Origin of the sequence: Methylobacterium sp. Leaf102, from assembly GCF_001422425.1 — a bacterium.
In the GTDB taxonomy this organism is placed as follows: Bacteria; Pseudomonadota; Alphaproteobacteria; order Rhizobiales; family Beijerinckiaceae; genus Methylobacterium.
In genome coordinates, this window is sequence record NZ_LMMX01000001.1 from 229,413 (window position 1) to 245,662 (window position 16,250).

Genomic DNA, 16,250 nt, shown 5'->3' on the forward strand with positions numbered 1-16,250 from the left:
TGCATAGGCGCGATGGGGGTGATTTGTCAATGCGATGCCGGTTCGGGCAAGAGCCGCGTGCCACGAATTCAACGCTTGGTCAGCCCGCCCAGCACATTGCGAAGGATCGCATTCCCCACCTCCGTTCCAACCTTGCGCGCCATGGAACGGGCAGCGTTACCGATGACCTGTTCGGCGAGGGTTTGTGGAGGGCGGCGCCCCTTTGCAGCGGGTTTCGAGCCGAAGACGCTGCCGAGCAATCCACCGAGCATGCCCGTCAGACCGCCCTCGGCTTGCTGAGCCGCCTCTGCCGGCGCGGAATCTAAACCCTTGCGCTTGGCCAGGATCTCGTAGGCGCTCTCGTTGTCGACCGCCGCATCGTACTTCCCCCGCACGGGGCTGTTCGCCATGAGGCTCGCTCGCTCGGCCGGCGTGATGGGGCCGACGCGGCCCTGGGGCGGAGCGACGAGGGCCCGCTCGACGATGGAAGGCGTTCCCTTCGCTTCGAGGAAGCTCATCAAGGCCTCGCCGACGCCGAGTTCGGTGATGGCCTTGGCGACATCGAAACCCGGATTCTGGCGAAACGTCTCGGCCGCCGACTTCACCGCACGCTGGTCGCGCGGCGTGAAGGCACGCAATGCGTGCTGCACCCGGTTGCCGAGCTGACCGAGAACCGACTCGGGGACATCGAGGGGGTTCTGGGTGACGAAGTAGACGCCGACACCCTTGGAGCGGATCAGCCGCACCACCTGCTCGACGGCATCGAGAAGCGCTTTGGGCGCATCGTCGAACAGCAGGTGGGCCTCGTCGAAGAAGAAGACGAGCTTGGGCTTGTCGAGGTCTCCCACCTCGGGCAATTGCTCGAACAGCTCCGACAGCATCCACAACAGGAAGGCGGCGTAGAGCCGGGGCCGCTGCATGAGCTTGTCGGCGGCCAGGATGTTGACGATGCCGCGCCCTTCGCGGTCGGTCTTCATGAAATCGTTGAGGTCCAGGGCCGGCTCGCCGAAGAACTGGTCTGCACCCTGATTCTCCAGCATCAGCAGCTGACGCTGGATGGCCCCCACGCTCGCCGCCGAGACGTTGCCGTACTGGCCCGAGATCGCCTTCAGGTTCTCCGAGACGTAGAGCAGGAGGGCACGCAGATCCTTGAGGTCGAGGACTGGCCATTCGTTGTCGTCGGCAATCCGGAAGGCGATGTTGAGGACGCCCTCCTGGGTGTCGTTGAGTTCCAACAGGCGGGCGAGAACCAGGGGCCCCATCTCGATCACGGTCGCGCGGATCGGATGCCCCTGGTCGCCGAACAGATCCCAGAACACCACCGGGAAGCGGTCGGGCTCGTACGGAATACCAAGCTGCTCGGCACGTTCGACGAAATGAGGCTTCGCTTCCCCGGCGGCGGCGAGCCCGGACAAATCCCCCTTGATGTCGGCGGCGAAGACCGGGACCCCGGCATTCGAAAAGCCCTCGGCCATCACTTGCAGGGTCACGGTCTTGCCGGTGCCGGTGGCGCCCGCCACGAGGCCATGGCGGTTGGCGAGCCGCAGGGTGAGTGCCTCCGGCTTGGTGCCGCCCCCCTTCAGGAGACTCTTGCCCACGAGGATTGTGCCGTCGCCCTGCATGATCGCCCACTCCCCGATGCTGAGAAGCGGCGTGCCGCCTCGCTCAGGTGGGTTATGCGGCCTGGGCGCGGCATTTTCCAGCAACAGAGGCCTGACGCGGCTGCCACCCTTGATTTACCCGCGGCAAGGCCGGACAGACAAAATCCCGAATGCTCTGGAGCGACCCGAGATGGAAGAGTTGATTGCCCGCGTCACCACCGTGACGGGGCTGGACGCCGCGACCGCCCAGACGGCCATCGGCCACATCCTGGCCTTCCTCCAGAAGGAAGGGCCCGCCACCGAAGTCAGCCAGCTCCTCGCCACCCTTCCCGGTTCTGAGACCACCATTGCGGAGTCCAATGCGGGCGAAGGCGGCGGCGGTCTGATGGGCATGCTCGGTGGCATGATGGGCGGCGGCGTGATGGCGCTGGGTCAGAAACTCATGGCGGCCGGTGTCCCCATGGGCCAGATGCAGCCGCTCGGCCGGGAGCTGTTCGCCTACGGCCGCGAGAAGGCCGGCGAGGACGTCATGGGGCCCATCGTCGGCTCGATCCCTGGCCTGAACCAGTTCGTCTGACCATCCATTCGATCCACTTCGGCGGCTACGCACGTGCGGGCTGCCGGAGAGGTGTCGGCTAAGCGCCTCAACTCCCTCTCGCACTTGGCTAATCCGTGTCATAAAAGCGTGTGCGCCGCATGGTGTTGTGGCGTCCCGAAGGCGTGAGGTTCAGGGCTCCGGGGTGAGCCCGTCTCGCGATCCCGACAGGCGGATTCGACCATGGTTCCGAACTTCGCGCGAGAGGCATCCGCGGCGTGGCTCACCGGTTGGGAGACGCACGTTCATGCGCCCTTCACCCGAATGAAGCGCAAGCGCAGCGAAGCAGGCCTTTTGGGAGTGCCCACCCCACACGGGCGGGCGCTCATCCCGCCCGGTTCCGTACCGATCAAGTTCACGCCGCGCCTGAAGAAGCCGTTCCCGGCCCCAGGCCTCGATCCGAGCCTCGGACGCATCGGCAATCTCGAGGTTCGGCTGGCGACTTCCGTGTCCGAGATTCGCCGGGCGCAGCGCCTGCGCTACCGGGTGTTCTTCGAGGAGATGCAGGCGGTGGCCACCGGCCTGTCCCTGCTTTCGCGCCGGGATATCGATGCCTACGACACGGTCTGCGACCACCTCCTCGTCATCGATCACGCAGCCACGGACGAGACCCCGTTCCGGCGCCCCCGCCCGAAGGTGGTGGGCACCTACCGCCTCCTGCGCCAGGAGACGGCCGACCGGCATTTCGGCTTCTACACGGAGGCCGAGTACGACATCGCGCCCCTCCTCGCCGCGCATCCGGGCGAGCGCTTCCTCGAACTCGGCCGCTCCTGTGTCCTCAAGCCCTACCGGACCAAGCGCACGGTGGAACTGCTCTGGGCCGGAATCTGGGCCTACGTCCAACACCACCGCATCGATGCCATGCTCGGCTGCGCCAGCCTGGAGGGCATCGATCCGGACCGCCTCGCCCTCCCCTTGAGCTTCCTCCATCATCACGCCCGCGCGCCAGAAGGCTGGGGCGCCACGGCCCTGCCCGCACGTTACGTCGCCATGGACCGCCTCGCCCGCGAAGCCGTGGACCCGAAAGCCGCCCTTCAATCCCTGCCGCCCCTGATCAAGGGCTACCTCCGGGTCGGCGCGACCTTCGGCGACGGGGCCGTGGTCGATCATCAGTTCGGCACCACCGACGTATTCGTGGTCCTGCCGGTCTCGGCCATCGCCGCGCGCTACATCGATCATTTCGGCCCCACCGCGAACCGCAAGGCCGCGTAACGCGGCTTGCGGGAACCGCATCCCTCCGGCAACCCGGTCCCGCGGGCCGGAGGGGCGGGACGGATGCGGGGCTATCGATACGAGGCGCTCGACGGTGTGCGGGGTCTCGCCGCGCAGGCGGTGGTGCTCACCCACGCGGTGGAGATGGCGTTCCTGCCCACCCATGGGACAGGAGCGGCCATCACCGGCTGGATCGGCCGAGTCTCGGTGATGACCTTCTTCGCCCTCAGCGGTTTCGTCATCGCGACGAGTCTCGGCCGGATAGCCGGGCGGGATGGCCGCTTCCTCGTGCCCTACGCGGTCCACCGGGTGGCCCGCATCGCGCCCCCCTTGATCTTCGCCATCGCCCTCACCTTCGCGGTGGGCATCCTCGGCCGGGCCGGCCTCCCCCTCCTGACCCGGACGGGGGAGCCTTACACCATGGGCGTCCTCGCCTTCCTGCGGGGCATCACCCTGACGTTCGCCCCCAGCGACGCGACCTTCGTCATCGACAATCCGCTCTGGTCCCTGCGCCAGGAGGTCTACCTCTACGCGGTCGCCGCCTTCGCCACCCTGGCCATCGTCGGGCGTGGAGCCTGGCGCGCCACGGGGATCGTCCTCGCTTCGGGGCTCGTTCTCGTGACGGCCAATCGGTTCTTCTACCTGCAATCCCTGGCCCTGTTCGGGGCGGGCGTGGGCGCGGCCCGGCTCGGGGGACATCCCGGTCTACGCCGGCTGGCGGCGACACCGGTCGTTCTCCCCATCGCGGGGCTCGCGCTCGGCGCACCCCTGGCCTTCGCGGCGAACCCCGGCTTCGTCGATGCCATGAGCGCGTGGGGGCCGTTCCTCGCCTACCAGGCTGCACTGGGACTGCCCCTGGCCGTCGCTCTGCTCGGTCTGGCGACGAACGAGGCGCCCGCCGCACGGACTTTCGCGCGCTGGGAAGGCGCAGCCTCGTTCTCCTACACCCTCTACGTGGTGCACATGCCGATCCTGGTCCTGGTGTTCTCCGTTCGCGCCCACTTCGGCTGGGCGTCGGGTCGGACCGGCGATGTTGCGACCTTCGCGGCGGCGTGGCTCGTGGCCCAGGCTGTTGCGATCGCCGCCGCCCGTGCCGTGGAGCGTCCGAAGCCGGCACGGGCGGCCCTCTTCGGTGCTCTGTCGCGGCTCGGATGGGCGCAGCCCACCCAGGGCCGGGCCTGAAGTCTAAGGCGCGCGCGCATCCGCCACGAGGGCGGCCAGTCCCTCGCGGTAGGTCGGATAGGCGAGATCGACGCCGAGTTCCTCGCGGATCAGCCGGTTCCGCACGCGCTTGTTCTCGCCGTAGAAGCTGCGCGCCATCGGACTGAGATCCGCGGTCTCGAAATCGATCTCCGGCGGCAGGGGCAGGCCCGCGAGGCTGGCTGCGTGCTCGGTCACCACCTGTGGCGGGGTCGGTGCGTCGTCCGTGACGTTGTAGACCGCCCCGGCCCGGGGCCGGTCGAGGGAGGCGAGCAGCGTGGTCGCGATATCGTCCACATGGATGCGGTTGAACACCTGCCCGGCCTTGATGATCCGCTGCGACTTGCCCTCGCGCAACTTGACGATCGGGTTTCGGCCAGGCCCGTAGATGCCGGCCAGGCGGAACACCTGAACGGCCTTGTTGGACTCGCGCCCAAGGGTGAGCCAGGCCGCTTCCACGGCGAGGCGCCCGTGTGAGCGCTGGCTCGTCGGACGCGGCTCCGTCGTCTCGTCGATCCACGCACCCTGCTGGTCACCGTAGACGCCGATGGTCGAGAGGTAACCGATCCAGCCGATGCGACTCCTGCGAATGGCATCGCCGTAGCCAGCCAGAACCGTGTCGCCCTCCCGCCCGGGGGGAGCCGAGACGAGGAGCACATCGGTATCGGCGAGATCGGCGGCGATGCGGTCGTCGTCGCCGTCCGGCCCGAACGTCCGAAGTGCCACGCCGGCGAGGCCGGCCCCGGGCCGCGACGGATCGGTCACCGTGGCACGGACCTCGGCGAAGCGGCCCGAGGCCCGTTCGACGAACCGGCGAGCCGTGAAGCCGAGGCCGAAGACGAAGAGGTTCATGAGTCTCGTAGTTCCTGCGCGATCGATCCCGACGGGCCATTCTGAGTCAGGCCGTTCTGCCATTCAGCCCGGACCGCGTCATCCGTTTCCTGCCGACCGTGCTCCTCGAATGCGGCCCGCAGGGCGTCCGCGTCGAAGAGGCGGGTGGCGGCCCAGACCGCCATGCCGCGCACCAGGGGCGCGGGATCGCTGAGGCAGCGTACCACCTCGGGTGCGAGCGCGGCCGATCCGGAATTGCCGATGGCGATGAGGACGTTCCGCAGGAATCGGTCTCGGCCCGTGCGCTTGATCGGGGTCCCGGCGAACCGCGTCCTGAACCCTGCGTCGTCGAGCCGGGCCAGATCGGCGAGGGGGGGAGCCACTAGGTCGGCCCGCGCGGCGAGCCGCCCTTCCCCCGCGATCGCCGCGAACTTGTTCCAGGGACAGACCGCGAGGCAGTCGTCGCAGCCGAAGATGCGATTGCCGATGGCGGCGCGAAACGCGCGGGGAATCGGACCCTCATGCTCGATGGTAAGGTAGGAGATGCAGCGTCTGGCATCGAGCTGGTAGGGCGCCGGAAACGCGTTGGTCGGACAGATATCGAGGCAGCGCCGGCACGAGCCGCAATGGTCGGTCTCGGGCGCGTCCGCCGCGAGATCGGCCGAGGTGTAGATCGCTCCGAGCAGGAGCCAGTTGCCGTGGGCGCGCGAGACGAGGACCGTGTGCTTGCCCTGCCAGCCGAGGCCGGCGGCCTCGGCCAGGGGCTTCTCCATCACCGGCGCGGTGTCCACGAACACCTTCACGCGCACGTCGCCCTTGGCCGAGAGGTAGCCCCCGAGTTCCTTGAGCTTGCCCTTCATCACCTCGTGATAATCGCGCCGCTGCGCGTAGGCCGCGATGGTGCCCCTGTCGCGCCGGTCCAACGCCGCGAGGGGATTTTCCTCCGGCCCGTAGCTCATGCCGAGCATGATCACGCTGCGCACCCCCGGCCACAGGGTCGCCGGGTCGGCGCGCTGGTCGGCCCGGTCCACCATCCAGGCCATGTCGCCGTGATGGCCGGCGGCGAGCCATGTCGTCAGGCGCTCGACCAGGGCCGGCACCGCATCGGGCCGGGTCACGCGCACATCGTCGAAGCCGAGGTGCCGGGCGCGGGTCTCCACGGCCCGGCGCAGGTCGTCCCCCGCCAGAATCTTGCGCGGTGGACGGACTTTCGTCGGGCCGTCGGTCAGAAGTCCAGGTCCGCGTAGTGGTCGGCCGGCGCCATGCCCGGCACCCGGTCGGCCAGGAGCGTGCGGAAGCACGGGCGCGACTTCACCCGTGCGTACCAGTCCCGCGCCGTCTCGTCCTCGTCCCATGGTACGTCGCCGAGGTAATCCACGCAGGAAAGGTGGGCGGCCGCCGCCAAATCCGCATAGGTCAGATGGTCGCCCGCAATCCATTTGCGGCGGGACATGAGGTAGCCGATGTACTTCAGGTGATAGCGCACATTGGTGCGCGCCGCCCGGATGGCGTTCATGTCCGGGGGCCCGCCACCCGCGGCACTGTTCATGAAGCGCTTGAAGATCTTTTCCGTGACGAGGTAGCCCGTCACCTCCGCATCGAACTTGACCAGGAACCAGTCGAGGAGCCGGCGGACCTCGACGCGGGCCGCCGTGGTCTCGGGCAAGAGGCGCCGGCCGCTGAGGCCGAGCCCCCGCGTCTCGTCGAGATACTCGGCGATGATGCCGGCTCCCGGAATCGCCAGCCCCGATTGCTCCACCAGCACCGGCGTCGTGCCGGCCGGGTTGATGATCAGGAAGGCGTCGCGCCGCTCCCACGGGCGTTCCTCCAGCAGGGAGGGCTCCATCCCCATCTCGGCAAGCACGAGGCGGATGAAGCGCGAATGGGGGCAGAAGGGGGAGTGGTGAAGCGTCGCCATCGAGGCCGTTCGGACGGGGGAAGCTGCCGGGGACGAGCCGTATCGGGCCCCTCGCAGAGGGTCGCCCCTCCAGACATATTGCTCGATCGTTGCCGCCTCATTAACACGCTCGGCCAAAGGCGGTAACCATCCGTCAACCGTCATGGTCGATGGCTCGGATTAAATCCGAGGCCGTGCCCGGCGCGTGACCTGCGTGGCCACGCCGCGACACAATGCTCTACAACTTGAAGCGAGGCGATACGATGATGGATGCGATGAGCATCGCGAAGGCGGTCGTCCTCGCCGTGGTGGAAGGCGCGACGGAATTCATCCCCGTCTCGTCCACCGGGCACCAGCTCCTGGTCGGCCACTTCATCGGCTTCCAGTCGCCCAACAACACCTTCGAGGTGCTGATCCAGCTCGGTGCGATCCTGGCGATCCTGGCGGTCTATTTCGGGCGTCTGCTCGGCATCGCCAAAGCTCTCCCGAGCGATCCCAACGCCCGCCGCTTCGTGTTCGGCATCCTCCTCGCGTTCCTGCCGGCGGCCATCGTCGGCGGCCTTTTCTCCAAGTACATCAAGTACTACCTCTTCAATCCGTGGATCGTGTGCGCGACCCTCGTGGCGGGCGGCCTCGTCCTCCTCGTGCTCGACGAGACGGATCTCGAGGTGAAGAAGCGCGACGTGTTCGACTTCTCCCTGCCGATGGATTTCAAGATCGGCCTGTTCCAGTGCATCGCGATGATTCCCGGTGTGTCGCGCTCCGGCGCCACCATCGTGGGTGCGATGCTCATGGGTGCCGACAAGCGCTCCGCGACGGAATTCTCGTTCTACCTCGCGATCCCCACCATGGCCGGTGCCTTCGCCAAGGACCTGCTCGACAACTACAAGAACCTCTCCCGCGACGACACCGGCCTCATCGTCGTCGGCTTCATCGTCGCGTTCTTCTCCGCCCTGTTCGTGGTCCGTACGGTGCTCGACTACGTCTCCGCCCACGGCTTTCGCCTGTTCGCATGGTGGCGCATCATCGTCGGGTCCCTCGGCTTCTTCGGGTTGATCGTCTTCGGTTGAGGCGCGCCACGCCGGCGAGGACCGGAGGGCAATTCCGAGACCGGGCCGGCGTATTCGATATCCGGGATCGGGGGCGATTGCTTCGGCGTGCGCCACCGTGCAAGGGCTTTTCCGGACATTGATGCTGTGACCGGCCCTCTGCGGCCGGTGCCCCGATCGAAGGCCCGAACGATGGAAGACCGTCCCCTCGCCGACCTGTTTCCGCCTGCGACCCGCGAGCGCTGGCTCGGCCTCGTCGACGGCGTGCTGAAAGGCGGGGATTTCGAGAAGCGCCTCGTCTCGAAGACCGCCGACGGCATCCGGGTCGAACCCCTCTACGAACCGGCAGCCCCCGTAGCCCAGCCCATGCGGGCGCCCGGGCCCTGGCGCATCGCGCAACGGGTCGATCACCCGCAGGCGGAGCCTGCCCAGGCGCTGGCGCTCGCCGATCTCGAAGGCGGCGCCGATGCCCTGACCCTCGTCTTTTCAGGTGCCCCCTCGGCCAGGGGCTACGGACTGAGCGCCGCCACCGTCGAGGAACTGGACGCGGCGCTCGCCAGCGTGATGCTGCCCCTCATCGCCATTCGCCTCGATGCGGGCGGCCGGGGTGTCGAGGCCGCGACCCTGCTGAAGGGGGTGGCCGAGCGGCGGGGCGAGGCCCTGGCCGGCCTCGACCTCGATCTCGGTCTCGATCCCATCGGCACTTTCGCGGCGACGGGCCGCCTCGGCGCGGACTTCGCCAAGGACCTGTCGGATACGCTCGCGCGCTTCGACGAAGCGGGTTTCGACGGCCGGGTGGGCCTCGCCGATGGGCGCCCCTACCACGAGGCCGGCGCCAGCGAGGCGGTGGAACTCGCAGCCAGCCTCGCCACGGCGGTCGCCTACCTGCGCGCGCTCGAAACCGGCAGCCACGATCTCGCCCGTGCCCGCGACGCCATCGCGATCCTGTTGGTGGCCGATGCCGACGAGTTCCTGACCATCGCCAAATTCCGGGCCATGCGCCGGCTCTGGGCCCGGGTCGAGGCGGCCTGCGGGCTCGACCCCAAGCCCTTACGGCTGCACGCGGAAACGGCGTGGCGGATGATGAACCGCAACGATCCGTTCGTGAACATCCTCCGCACCTCCATGGCGGCGGGGTCGGCCGGCCTCGGCGGCGCCGACAGCGTCACCGCCCTGCCCTACACGGCGGCCCTCGGGCTCGCCGACGCCTTCGCGCGCCGGGTGGTGCGCAACAGCCAGATCGTCCTGATCGAGGAATCCAACCTCGCCCGGGTCGCCGATCCGGCGGCGGGGGCCGGCAGCTTCGAGACCCTGACGGACGAGCTGACCCGGACCGCCTGGAGCGCGTTCCAGGCCATCGAGGCCGAGGGCGGCATCGTCGCGAGCCTTCGCGCCGGCACCCTCCAGGCCCGGATCGCCGAGACCGCCGAGACCCGTACGCGGAACGTCGCCACCCGGCGTGAAGCCCTGACCGGGGCAAGCGAATTCCCGTTCCTGGCCGAGAAGCCGGTGACCGTTCTGGACGTCGCACCAGTGCCCGGAGAGGCCGTTCCGTTCGGCGCGGGCGAGACACTCACCTGCGCGCCCCTGCCCTCGCGCCGTCTGGCCGAGCCCTACGAGGCGCTTCGCGATGCGTCCGATGCGCACCTCGCCGCGACCGGCAAGCGACCGCGGGTGTTCCTCGCCAATCTCGGCGCGGTGGCGGTGTTCAATGCCCGTTCGACGTTTGCCGCCAATGCGTTCGCGGCCGGCGGCATCGAGGCGGTGAACGAGGACGGGTTCGAGGAGGCCGAGGCCGCGGCGCAGGCGTTCACGAAATCGGGGGCCCGCATCGCCTGCCTGTGCTCGTCGGACGCGGTCTACGCCGCCAGGGCGGTGGCGGTGGCGCAGGCCCTGAAGGCGGCCGGCGCCGAGCGGATCTACCTCGCGGGCAAGCCCGGGGAGCTGAACGACGCGCTGAAGGCGGCCGGCGTCCACGACTTCCTGTTCGCCGGCTGCGACCTGCTGGCCCTGCTCACGGAGGCGCAAGCTGCGGCACGCTGAAGACCAAGCTGTGGCGCGCTGACGACCAGACCGCGGTACGCCGAAGCCGCAACCGAACCGGCATCCGGGGCGTTCTACGAGCGTTGCCGTACTATCTCCGGAGCGGAAAACCATGCGCCTTCAACTTCTTACCGCTGCCCTACTGGTTCTGACGGGACCTGCGACGGCCGCCACCAAGAAGGTCCAGGTGCCGCATCGGTACGATGGCGCGTGGAGCATCGAGGTGGTCACCCTCGACGGGCCGTGCGACCGCGCCTACCGCTACGGCGTCCAGATCCGCCGGGGCGAGGCGACCTATGCGGGCGGCGAGTTCAGCATCAACGGCCGGGTCTCGGGCAACGGCTCCGTGCGTGCCGTGATCAGCCGGGGTTCGGACAAGGCCGACGTGGTGGGGCGGCTCGGGCGCCAGGGCACCGGTGGCGGAACCTGGAACACCACGGGTCTCATCGGCTGCAGCGGACGCTGGAACGCCGAGCGGCGCAGCTGACGCAGCGTGGAACGGCGCATCCCGCCCTGCGCCGGCGCGCGGACCGGTCCACCCCTGTGATGCGCCGGTCACACGACGGGCGCAAACCGCGCTGATCGGCATCCCGGCCCTGTTCCCGCCGAAATTCCCACGGAATACTCGTTCGGATTCGAAGCAGGGTTCGATCGGGGCGTGGCGCGATGAAGACTGGCTTGCTCGGGACGATTCGGCTGTTGGGCGCCATCGCGGTCCTGACGGGCTTCGGGTCCGAGGCCGGGGCCGCCCCCCGGAATCCGGCCCGACCGCACGCGGTGATGTCCCCCCTCGAAACCGCCGCGACGGCGTGCTTCGCCGAGACCATCCTGGCGAATCCCACCGCGATGAAGCATGCGCGGGCGGGGCGCTGGTACGAGGCCGCCGGGGTCATCGGCTTCCTGTGCCGGCCGGAGGTCGACGCCATGGTGCGGGCGCATGACGGACTCTACGGCCGCGGCAGCGGCGAGCGGTTCTTCCGCACCGCCTACACCCGCCACCTCGGCGAGCAGCTCGCCGGCCAACTCCAGCCGGTGCTGACGCGCCAGGATGTCGCCAGCGCCGAACCCGCCTTCGAGCGGGCGGAGGCCGCCCTGGATACGGCCGACATCCTCGCCGTGAGCCGGACGGCCGAATAGGACGCGGACCGGGGTTTTTCCTTCAGGTTCGTGCGATAGGGTACGGCATCGGTGCAGCGTTGCACGGATGGAGCGACCCTTCATGTTCGTGGCACGGTGGTCCGAACCGGATTTTCCCTCGGAGCCGATCCCGGCGGGGCCGTGGGGCGTATCCTCCACGGCGGCGGACCCCCTCGTCGGCCTGCTCGACACCCTGCGGGGTGCGGTGGGGGTCGCGTGCGCGGAGGTCCGCCTCGCCGGCGGGGTTCTGGTGCGCAGTGGGACCGGTCGGGCCGAGCCGCGACGGCTCGTGGACATTCCCCTCGGACCCGACGGGGACCTCGGCACCCTGAGCCTGTTCGATCCCAGCCTGCCCGGTCTGTCCGAGGCCCAGGGCGCGTGCCTGTCGGGCTACGCCCTCGCGGTGGCGCTCACCCTCGCGCGGCGGCAGGACACGGCGGCCCTGGCGCGGGTGAAGTCCGAGTGCGCCCTTCTCACCGCCATCGTCCGCGACCAGGGCGCGGCCCTGGCCGAATCGCGAAACACCTTCGAGGGCGCGGCGCGGGGCGCCCGGATCGGCGTGTGGGAGTGCCGCCTGTCCGACGAGCGCCTGACCTGGACGGACGGCGTCTACGACCTCTTCGAGATTCCGCGCGGCGACCGTCTCGACCGCGACGCCACCCTACGGTGCTACCCGCCGGGGTCCCTCGCGACGATGCAGGCGCTGCGGAGCCGGGCCATCGCCGAGGGCGGCGGCTTCCATCTCGACACCGAGATCGTCACGGCGCGGGGCCGGCGGCGCTGGATGCGCCTCACCGCCACGGTGGAGTGCGTGGACGGCGTGCCCGTGCGAATCTTCGGCATGAAGCAGGACATCACCGAGGAGAAGCGCGAGGCGGACCGCACCCGGCACCGCGCCGAGTTCGACGACCTGACCGGGCTTCCCAACCGCAGCGTGTTCCAGGCCGGCCTCGCCGCCCTCGACGGGCCCGGTACCGACGCGGTTGCCTTCGCGGCCCTGCTGCTCATCGACCTCGACGGGTTCAAGGCCGTCAACGACACCTTCGGGCACGCGCGGGGCGACACCTGTCTGACGGAGGCGGCCGCGCGCCTGCACGACGCCTGCCGGCCCGGCGACCTCGTGGCCCGGATCGGCGGCGACGAGTTCGCGGTCCTGCTCCACGGGCCCCTAGAAGCCGAGGGGTCCGAGGCCTGCGCCGACCGGATCATCGCCGCCCTCGGCACCCGGATCGAGGGCAACGGCCGCGTCGTCCACCTCGGGGCCTCCATCGGCATCGCCCGGACCGGCAGCTGCGGCGCGGCCGAACTGTTCGACCGGGCCGACGGGGCGCTCTACGCCGCCAAGGCCACGGGTGGGAACGCCCACCGGAGTTTTTTTCCACGGATGTCGGAGTCGGTCCCCGCCGGCTGACACCTCGGCGACGGGGCGGCCGTGGCGGTGCCATCGATCACGCGGATCGCCGGAAGGTGAGAGGCGGGGCCGGCTCCCCGGGGCACGCCGTCGAAGCCCGTCGGTCTCGCCCCGGAAGCCGTACATCAAGGAAGCCGCGGGGGACGTTCATCTCGGATCCGCCGACGGCCGGGCGGATTCTTGTCCCACCAGTTCGAGGACGGCATCGACCAACGGGTTGTGATGCGCCGTCGACCAGACCAGAGCGCTCGCCAGGCGCCCGTGCTCGCTCCTGGCGCAACGCTGGCTCTTGGCGCAGTGGCGGCTCAGGGGCAGCCTGCTCGCCGCCTTCTCGGTCCGGCTGATGTCCGAGGCGCGACGGGACGCGTCGGCCGAGCGACGACGCACGGAAACCCGCGCCACCCGGCCCCGATGCCCGGGGCGGGTGGCGCGGCGAAATTCCCTCGGGCACCCCCGAGGGGGTGGCGCCGGGCGGTCAGGCGTCGTCAGCGTCGAGGATGGTTTCGAGGTCGCCCGTCAGGGCTTCGAGCTGCTCGGGCGTGGCCACGATCTTGAACTTGGTGCCGTCCTCGGCCTCGACGGCGATCTCGACATGGTCGTCGACCTTGGCGGCGATGGCCTGCTTGAGCGTGTAGACTGCGGCTTTCTCGGTGGCGGCCATGTGATCTCCAGCTGGCGGGTGCGGGTGCGTGATTGGGTTCGCAGCAGGCAACGCGGCGGACACGGCGAGGAGCCTGCGACAGAACCTCCCGCGCCGTCACGGGAGGGCCGGACCGGCCTCCGACCCGATGGCCTCGGGACCGAGGACCGCCACGATCGTCCGGCAGGCCGGGTGGTCGGGTCCGGATGCGGCCAGGGGCGGCGCCGCCTGTTGCCAGACGAGGAAGTCGGTGCCGGTCCGGCTGCCGCCCATGGCGTAGAGGGCGGAGCGCCCGGCCCGCGCCCGCCGGCCCGCCACCACCACCTGCATCCGGTAGTATTGGCGCGGCGAGGGCACCGGCCCGGAGACCTGCGGGAGCGAGCGCAGCGCCGACGGCTTCACCGTCCCGATCAGGGCCGCGAGATCGAAGCGCCCGCCCTCGTTGTAGACCGTGAGGACGGGGGCCAGGGTCGCGGCGATCTCGGGCGTCATGGAGGGCAGGCGCTCGATCTCGTCGGGGCTGGCGAAGGGGGCGTTCTTCGGGCCTCGCGCCAGGCCGCGGGCGCGGTACTGCGGCGCCTCCGCTCCGCCGTTCGGCTCGGGCACGTCGTCGGCATCGCGGTAGTCGACGATCTCGGCGGCGAGGGCGAGCACCGTGGCGTCGGGGATTCCGAGGAGGCGGAAGGCCTCCTCCATGGCCGGGCGCGGCGTGGTGTTCACGTCGATGAGCCGGCCCTGGTCCTGCAGCGACAGCCACGCCGTCCGCCCCGGCGCGAGCCGGCAGACCACGACGGTCCCGTCCTCGGGCAGCGCCAGCCCGGCGGCCCGGTAGGTCCGCTGCATGGCGAGATCGTAGGCGAGGAACCGGGCGATCCCGTCGGCCACGCCCTGCAGGCGAAGGCTCGCCGCCCGCGCCTGGGTCAACGCCGTGCCGGAGCGGGCCTGCAGGATCGCGGTGGTGAGGATCGCGCTGACCACCGCGAGGAGAACCAGCACCGAGACGAGCACGAAGCCCGCCCGTCCGCCTTCGGCCCCGGAGCCGGCTCGCCGGACCTCCGCCGCTTCGCGCCGCGCCGTCACGGCCGGTCCCCGAACGCGACGAGGAGGAGCGGCCACCGGCGCCGGTCCCCCGGCGGGAACGCCACCGAGATCTCCATGAGGGTGGGCTGGCGCTCGTTCGGCCGCCAGGTCGCGTGCCAGGACGGGCGGGTTCCCTCGGCCTGGGCGCCGAAGTAGCGGATCTCGAAGCCGGCGACGCGCTCCAGCAGAACCTCCGTGCGGGCGCCGGCGCCGGGCGCGGCCTCCGACGGCGCGCGGGTTTCCACGAGATCGACGGTGCCGTCCGCGCGCGGACGCCCGCTCAGGGACACGGCGATCTCCTCGATCCGCTCCAGGGACGCGTCGGCGCCGATCACCGCGGTGAGCCCGTCGGGGCCGCCGCGCAGGGGGGGGCGACGGCCGTCGACGCGGCGCCGGGCAAGGCCCCCGAACGTCCGGCGCAGGTGATCGCGGACGGATTGCACGTCCTCGGCCCGGGCGGCCGTCGCGGCGGCGACGGAGGCCGAGCCGGCGATCCGCATGGTGTTGATCAGGAGAACGCCGATCAGCGACGCGAGGGCGAGGCAGACGATCATCTCGACCAGGGTGAAGCCGGCCCGGCGCGCATCGACCCATGCATCGGCGCTCTCGTCGGCGCGGGCGTCCGCGTCCATGTCAGCCATCGGGATCCCCCGTGACCACCGTCGCGAAGACCGGCTCGCCGTCGGGGCCGCCCCGGGTGACCCGGATGCGCCAGAGCGGCGGCGCGCGCACGAGGCCGAGGGCCGGGCGGGCATCGCTCACCGCGAGGGTCCAGGGTGCACCGTTGGAGAAGGCCCCCTGCGTCAGGCCGGGCGCGAGGCGCCCCTGCGACAGCCGCCGCAGGACGACGCCCTCGGCCTCGTCCACGGCGACCCGCACCGCATCGACGCGGCGGAGTCCCGCGACCAGCCCGGCCCCGGTCTCGAGGGCGACGAGGGTGGCGAGGGCCGTGACCGCGAAGGCGACGAGCACCTCCACGATGGTGAAGCCGGCCGCGTCCGCGTCGGCCTCGGGGCGATCGCCCGGCCGAGGCGTCCCGGTCGTCATCGGACCTCGTCGCGGCGCACGCGGCCGGTCAGGGCGCTGACCGTGACGACGAGGCGGGCGGCCCCGGTGTCGAGGACGATGCGGCCGCCCGTCGAGCTGCCGTCGGGCAGGAAGCGGATCTCGCCCGGCACCGCACGGTCCGGCCCGTCGGCCTCCACGCTCACCCGCAGGGCGGCGGCGCCGATGGGCGCCATGCCGGCCCGGGAGCTGAGGAAGCGGCCGGTCGGCGGTTCGAACACCAGGCGCCCGCTGCGGCCGGAGCGCAGGGCATCGGCCCGCAGCCGGCCGATCTCGGCCGCGATGGCGTCGGCGACGTGGAGGGCGCGCCGGTCGGCGCCGCCGCCCATGGAGCGGGCGGCCATGGTCACGGCGATGCCCATGATCGCGAGGATCACCAGCATCTCCACGAGGGTGAAGCCGTCCGTGCCCCGCGCCATGCCCCTCCCCTCGGTTTCCGCCCCGGTTCTCGCCCGTCGCGAACACGCGAACACGCGGACAGGGACGCCGTCCGGTGGACTGCGTCCCTGT

General features: G+C 70.5%; 17 protein-coding genes. 8 read left to right on the top strand and 9 right to left on the bottom strand.

Going from position 1 to position 16,250, the window contains the following annotated elements:
- Positions 1 to 68: 68 nt before the first annotated feature.
- Positions 69 to 1,601 (bottom strand): helicase HerA-like domain-containing protein, encoded by a 1,533-nt coding sequence (locus ASF27_RS01015; RefSeq protein WP_056302724.1) that lies wholly within the window; start codon positions 1,599 to 1,601, stop codon positions 69 to 71.
- Between the two features lie 169 nt (positions 1,602 to 1,770).
- On the opposite strand from ASF27_RS01015, the gene ASF27_RS01020 reads away from it, so the two are divergent.
- The 3 genes from ASF27_RS01020 (at position 1,771) to ASF27_RS01030 (ending at position 4,569) form a co-directional block, all read left to right on the top strand.
- Positions 1,771 to 2,157, top strand: a complete 387-nt coding sequence (locus ASF27_RS01020) for a hypothetical protein (protein WP_056171863.1) — start codon at positions 1,771 to 1,773, stop codon at positions 2,155 to 2,157.
- Positions 2,158 to 2,358: 201 nt separating this feature from the next.
- On the top strand, positions 2,359 to 3,387 hold the full coding sequence (locus ASF27_RS01025; protein WP_056357068.1) for a GNAT family N-acetyltransferase: 1,029 nt from the start codon (positions 2,359 to 2,361) through the stop codon (positions 3,385 to 3,387).
- Between the two features lie 63 nt (positions 3,388 to 3,450).
- Positions 3,451 to 4,569 carry an acyltransferase gene (locus ASF27_RS01030; protein ID WP_056302726.1) on the top strand — a complete coding sequence of 373 codons (1,119 nt, stop codon included), beginning with the start codon at positions 3,451 to 3,453 and terminating at the stop codon, positions 4,567 to 4,569.
- A gap of 3 nt (positions 4,570 to 4,572) precedes the next feature.
- On the opposite strand, the gene ASF27_RS01035 is transcribed toward ASF27_RS01030, so the two are convergent.
- From ASF27_RS01035 to ASF27_RS01045, 3 genes are all read right to left on the bottom strand, one after another.
- Positions 4,573 to 5,439: an SDR family oxidoreductase gene (locus ASF27_RS01035; protein ID WP_056302728.1), complete on the bottom strand. Its 867-nt coding sequence runs from the start codon at positions 5,437 to 5,439 to the stop codon at positions 4,573 to 4,575.
- Positions 5,436 to 6,578 (bottom strand): tRNA epoxyqueuosine(34) reductase QueG, encoded by a 1,143-nt coding sequence (gene queG, locus ASF27_RS01040; RefSeq protein ID WP_277996058.1) that lies wholly within the window; start codon positions 6,576 to 6,578, stop codon positions 5,436 to 5,438. Before queG ends, ASF27_RS01035 begins: the two co-directional genes overlap by 4 nt.
- 65 nt (positions 6,579 to 6,643) lie before the next feature.
- A complete protein-coding gene (locus ASF27_RS01045) occupies positions 6,644 to 7,336 on the bottom strand; it encodes a glutathione S-transferase family protein (RefSeq protein ID WP_056171871.1) in 693 nt (230 codons plus the stop codon).
- Positions 7,337 to 7,581: 245 nt separating this feature from the next.
- On the opposite strand from ASF27_RS01045, the gene ASF27_RS01050 reads away from it, so the two are divergent.
- From ASF27_RS01050 to ASF27_RS01070, 5 genes are all read left to right on the top strand, one after another.
- Positions 7,582 to 8,385: an undecaprenyl-diphosphate phosphatase gene (locus ASF27_RS01050; RefSeq protein ID WP_056302730.1), complete on the top strand. Its 804-nt coding sequence runs from the start codon at positions 7,582 to 7,584 to the stop codon at positions 8,383 to 8,385.
- 171 nt (positions 8,386 to 8,556) lie between these two features.
- On the top strand, positions 8,557 to 10,407 hold the full coding sequence (locus ASF27_RS01055; protein ID WP_056357071.1) for a methylmalonyl-CoA mutase subunit beta: 1,851 nt from the start codon (positions 8,557 to 8,559) through the stop codon (positions 10,405 to 10,407).
- A gap of 112 nt (positions 10,408 to 10,519) precedes the next feature.
- Complete coding sequence (locus ASF27_RS01060; protein WP_056171877.1) at positions 10,520 to 10,894, top strand: hypothetical protein; 375 nt, start codon at positions 10,520 to 10,522, stop codon at positions 10,892 to 10,894.
- 179 nt (positions 10,895 to 11,073) lie between these two features.
- Positions 11,074 to 11,544, top strand: a complete 471-nt coding sequence (locus ASF27_RS01065) for a hypothetical protein (RefSeq protein WP_056171879.1) — start codon at positions 11,074 to 11,076, stop codon at positions 11,542 to 11,544.
- An 82-nt stretch (positions 11,545 to 11,626) separates the two neighbouring features.
- Positions 11,627 to 12,955 carry a diguanylate cyclase gene (locus tag ASF27_RS01070; RefSeq protein ID WP_082478786.1) on the top strand — a complete coding sequence of 443 codons (1,329 nt, stop codon included), beginning with the start codon at positions 11,627 to 11,629 and terminating at the stop codon, positions 12,953 to 12,955.
- Positions 12,956 to 13,430: 475 nt separating this feature from the next.
- Here the strand turns inward: ASF27_RS01070 and ASF27_RS01075 are convergent, their stop codons facing one another.
- From ASF27_RS01075 to ASF27_RS01095, 5 genes are all read right to left on the bottom strand, one after another.
- Entirely contained in the window at positions 13,431 to 13,616 is a 186-nt protein-coding gene (locus ASF27_RS01075; RefSeq protein WP_056171881.1) for a hypothetical protein, read from the bottom strand.
- 96 nt (positions 13,617 to 13,712) lie between these two features.
- The gene (locus ASF27_RS21960) at positions 13,713 to 14,675 is read right to left on the bottom strand and encodes a type II secretion system protein GspK (RefSeq protein WP_056357073.1); all 963 of its coding nucleotides are present in this window, start codon (positions 14,673 to 14,675) and stop codon (positions 13,713 to 13,715) included.
- Entirely contained in the window at positions 14,672 to 15,316 is a 645-nt protein-coding gene (locus ASF27_RS21965; RefSeq protein WP_162238628.1) for a prepilin-type N-terminal cleavage/methylation domain-containing protein, read from the bottom strand. Before ASF27_RS21965 ends, ASF27_RS21960 begins: the two co-directional genes overlap by 4 nt.
- Positions 15,309 to 15,722, bottom strand: coding sequence for a prepilin-type N-terminal cleavage/methylation domain-containing protein (locus tag ASF27_RS22545; RefSeq protein WP_056171885.1), 414 nt, complete (start codon positions 15,720 to 15,722; stop codon positions 15,309 to 15,311). The genes ASF27_RS21965 and ASF27_RS22545 overlap by 8 nt, the downstream gene beginning before the upstream one ends.
- Positions 15,719 to 16,159 (bottom strand): prepilin-type N-terminal cleavage/methylation domain-containing protein, encoded by a 441-nt coding sequence (locus tag ASF27_RS01095; protein ID WP_056171887.1) that lies wholly within the window; start codon positions 16,157 to 16,159, stop codon positions 15,719 to 15,721. Before ASF27_RS01095 ends, ASF27_RS22545 begins: the two co-directional genes overlap by 4 nt.
- Between the last annotated feature and the right edge of the window lie 91 nt (positions 16,160 to 16,250).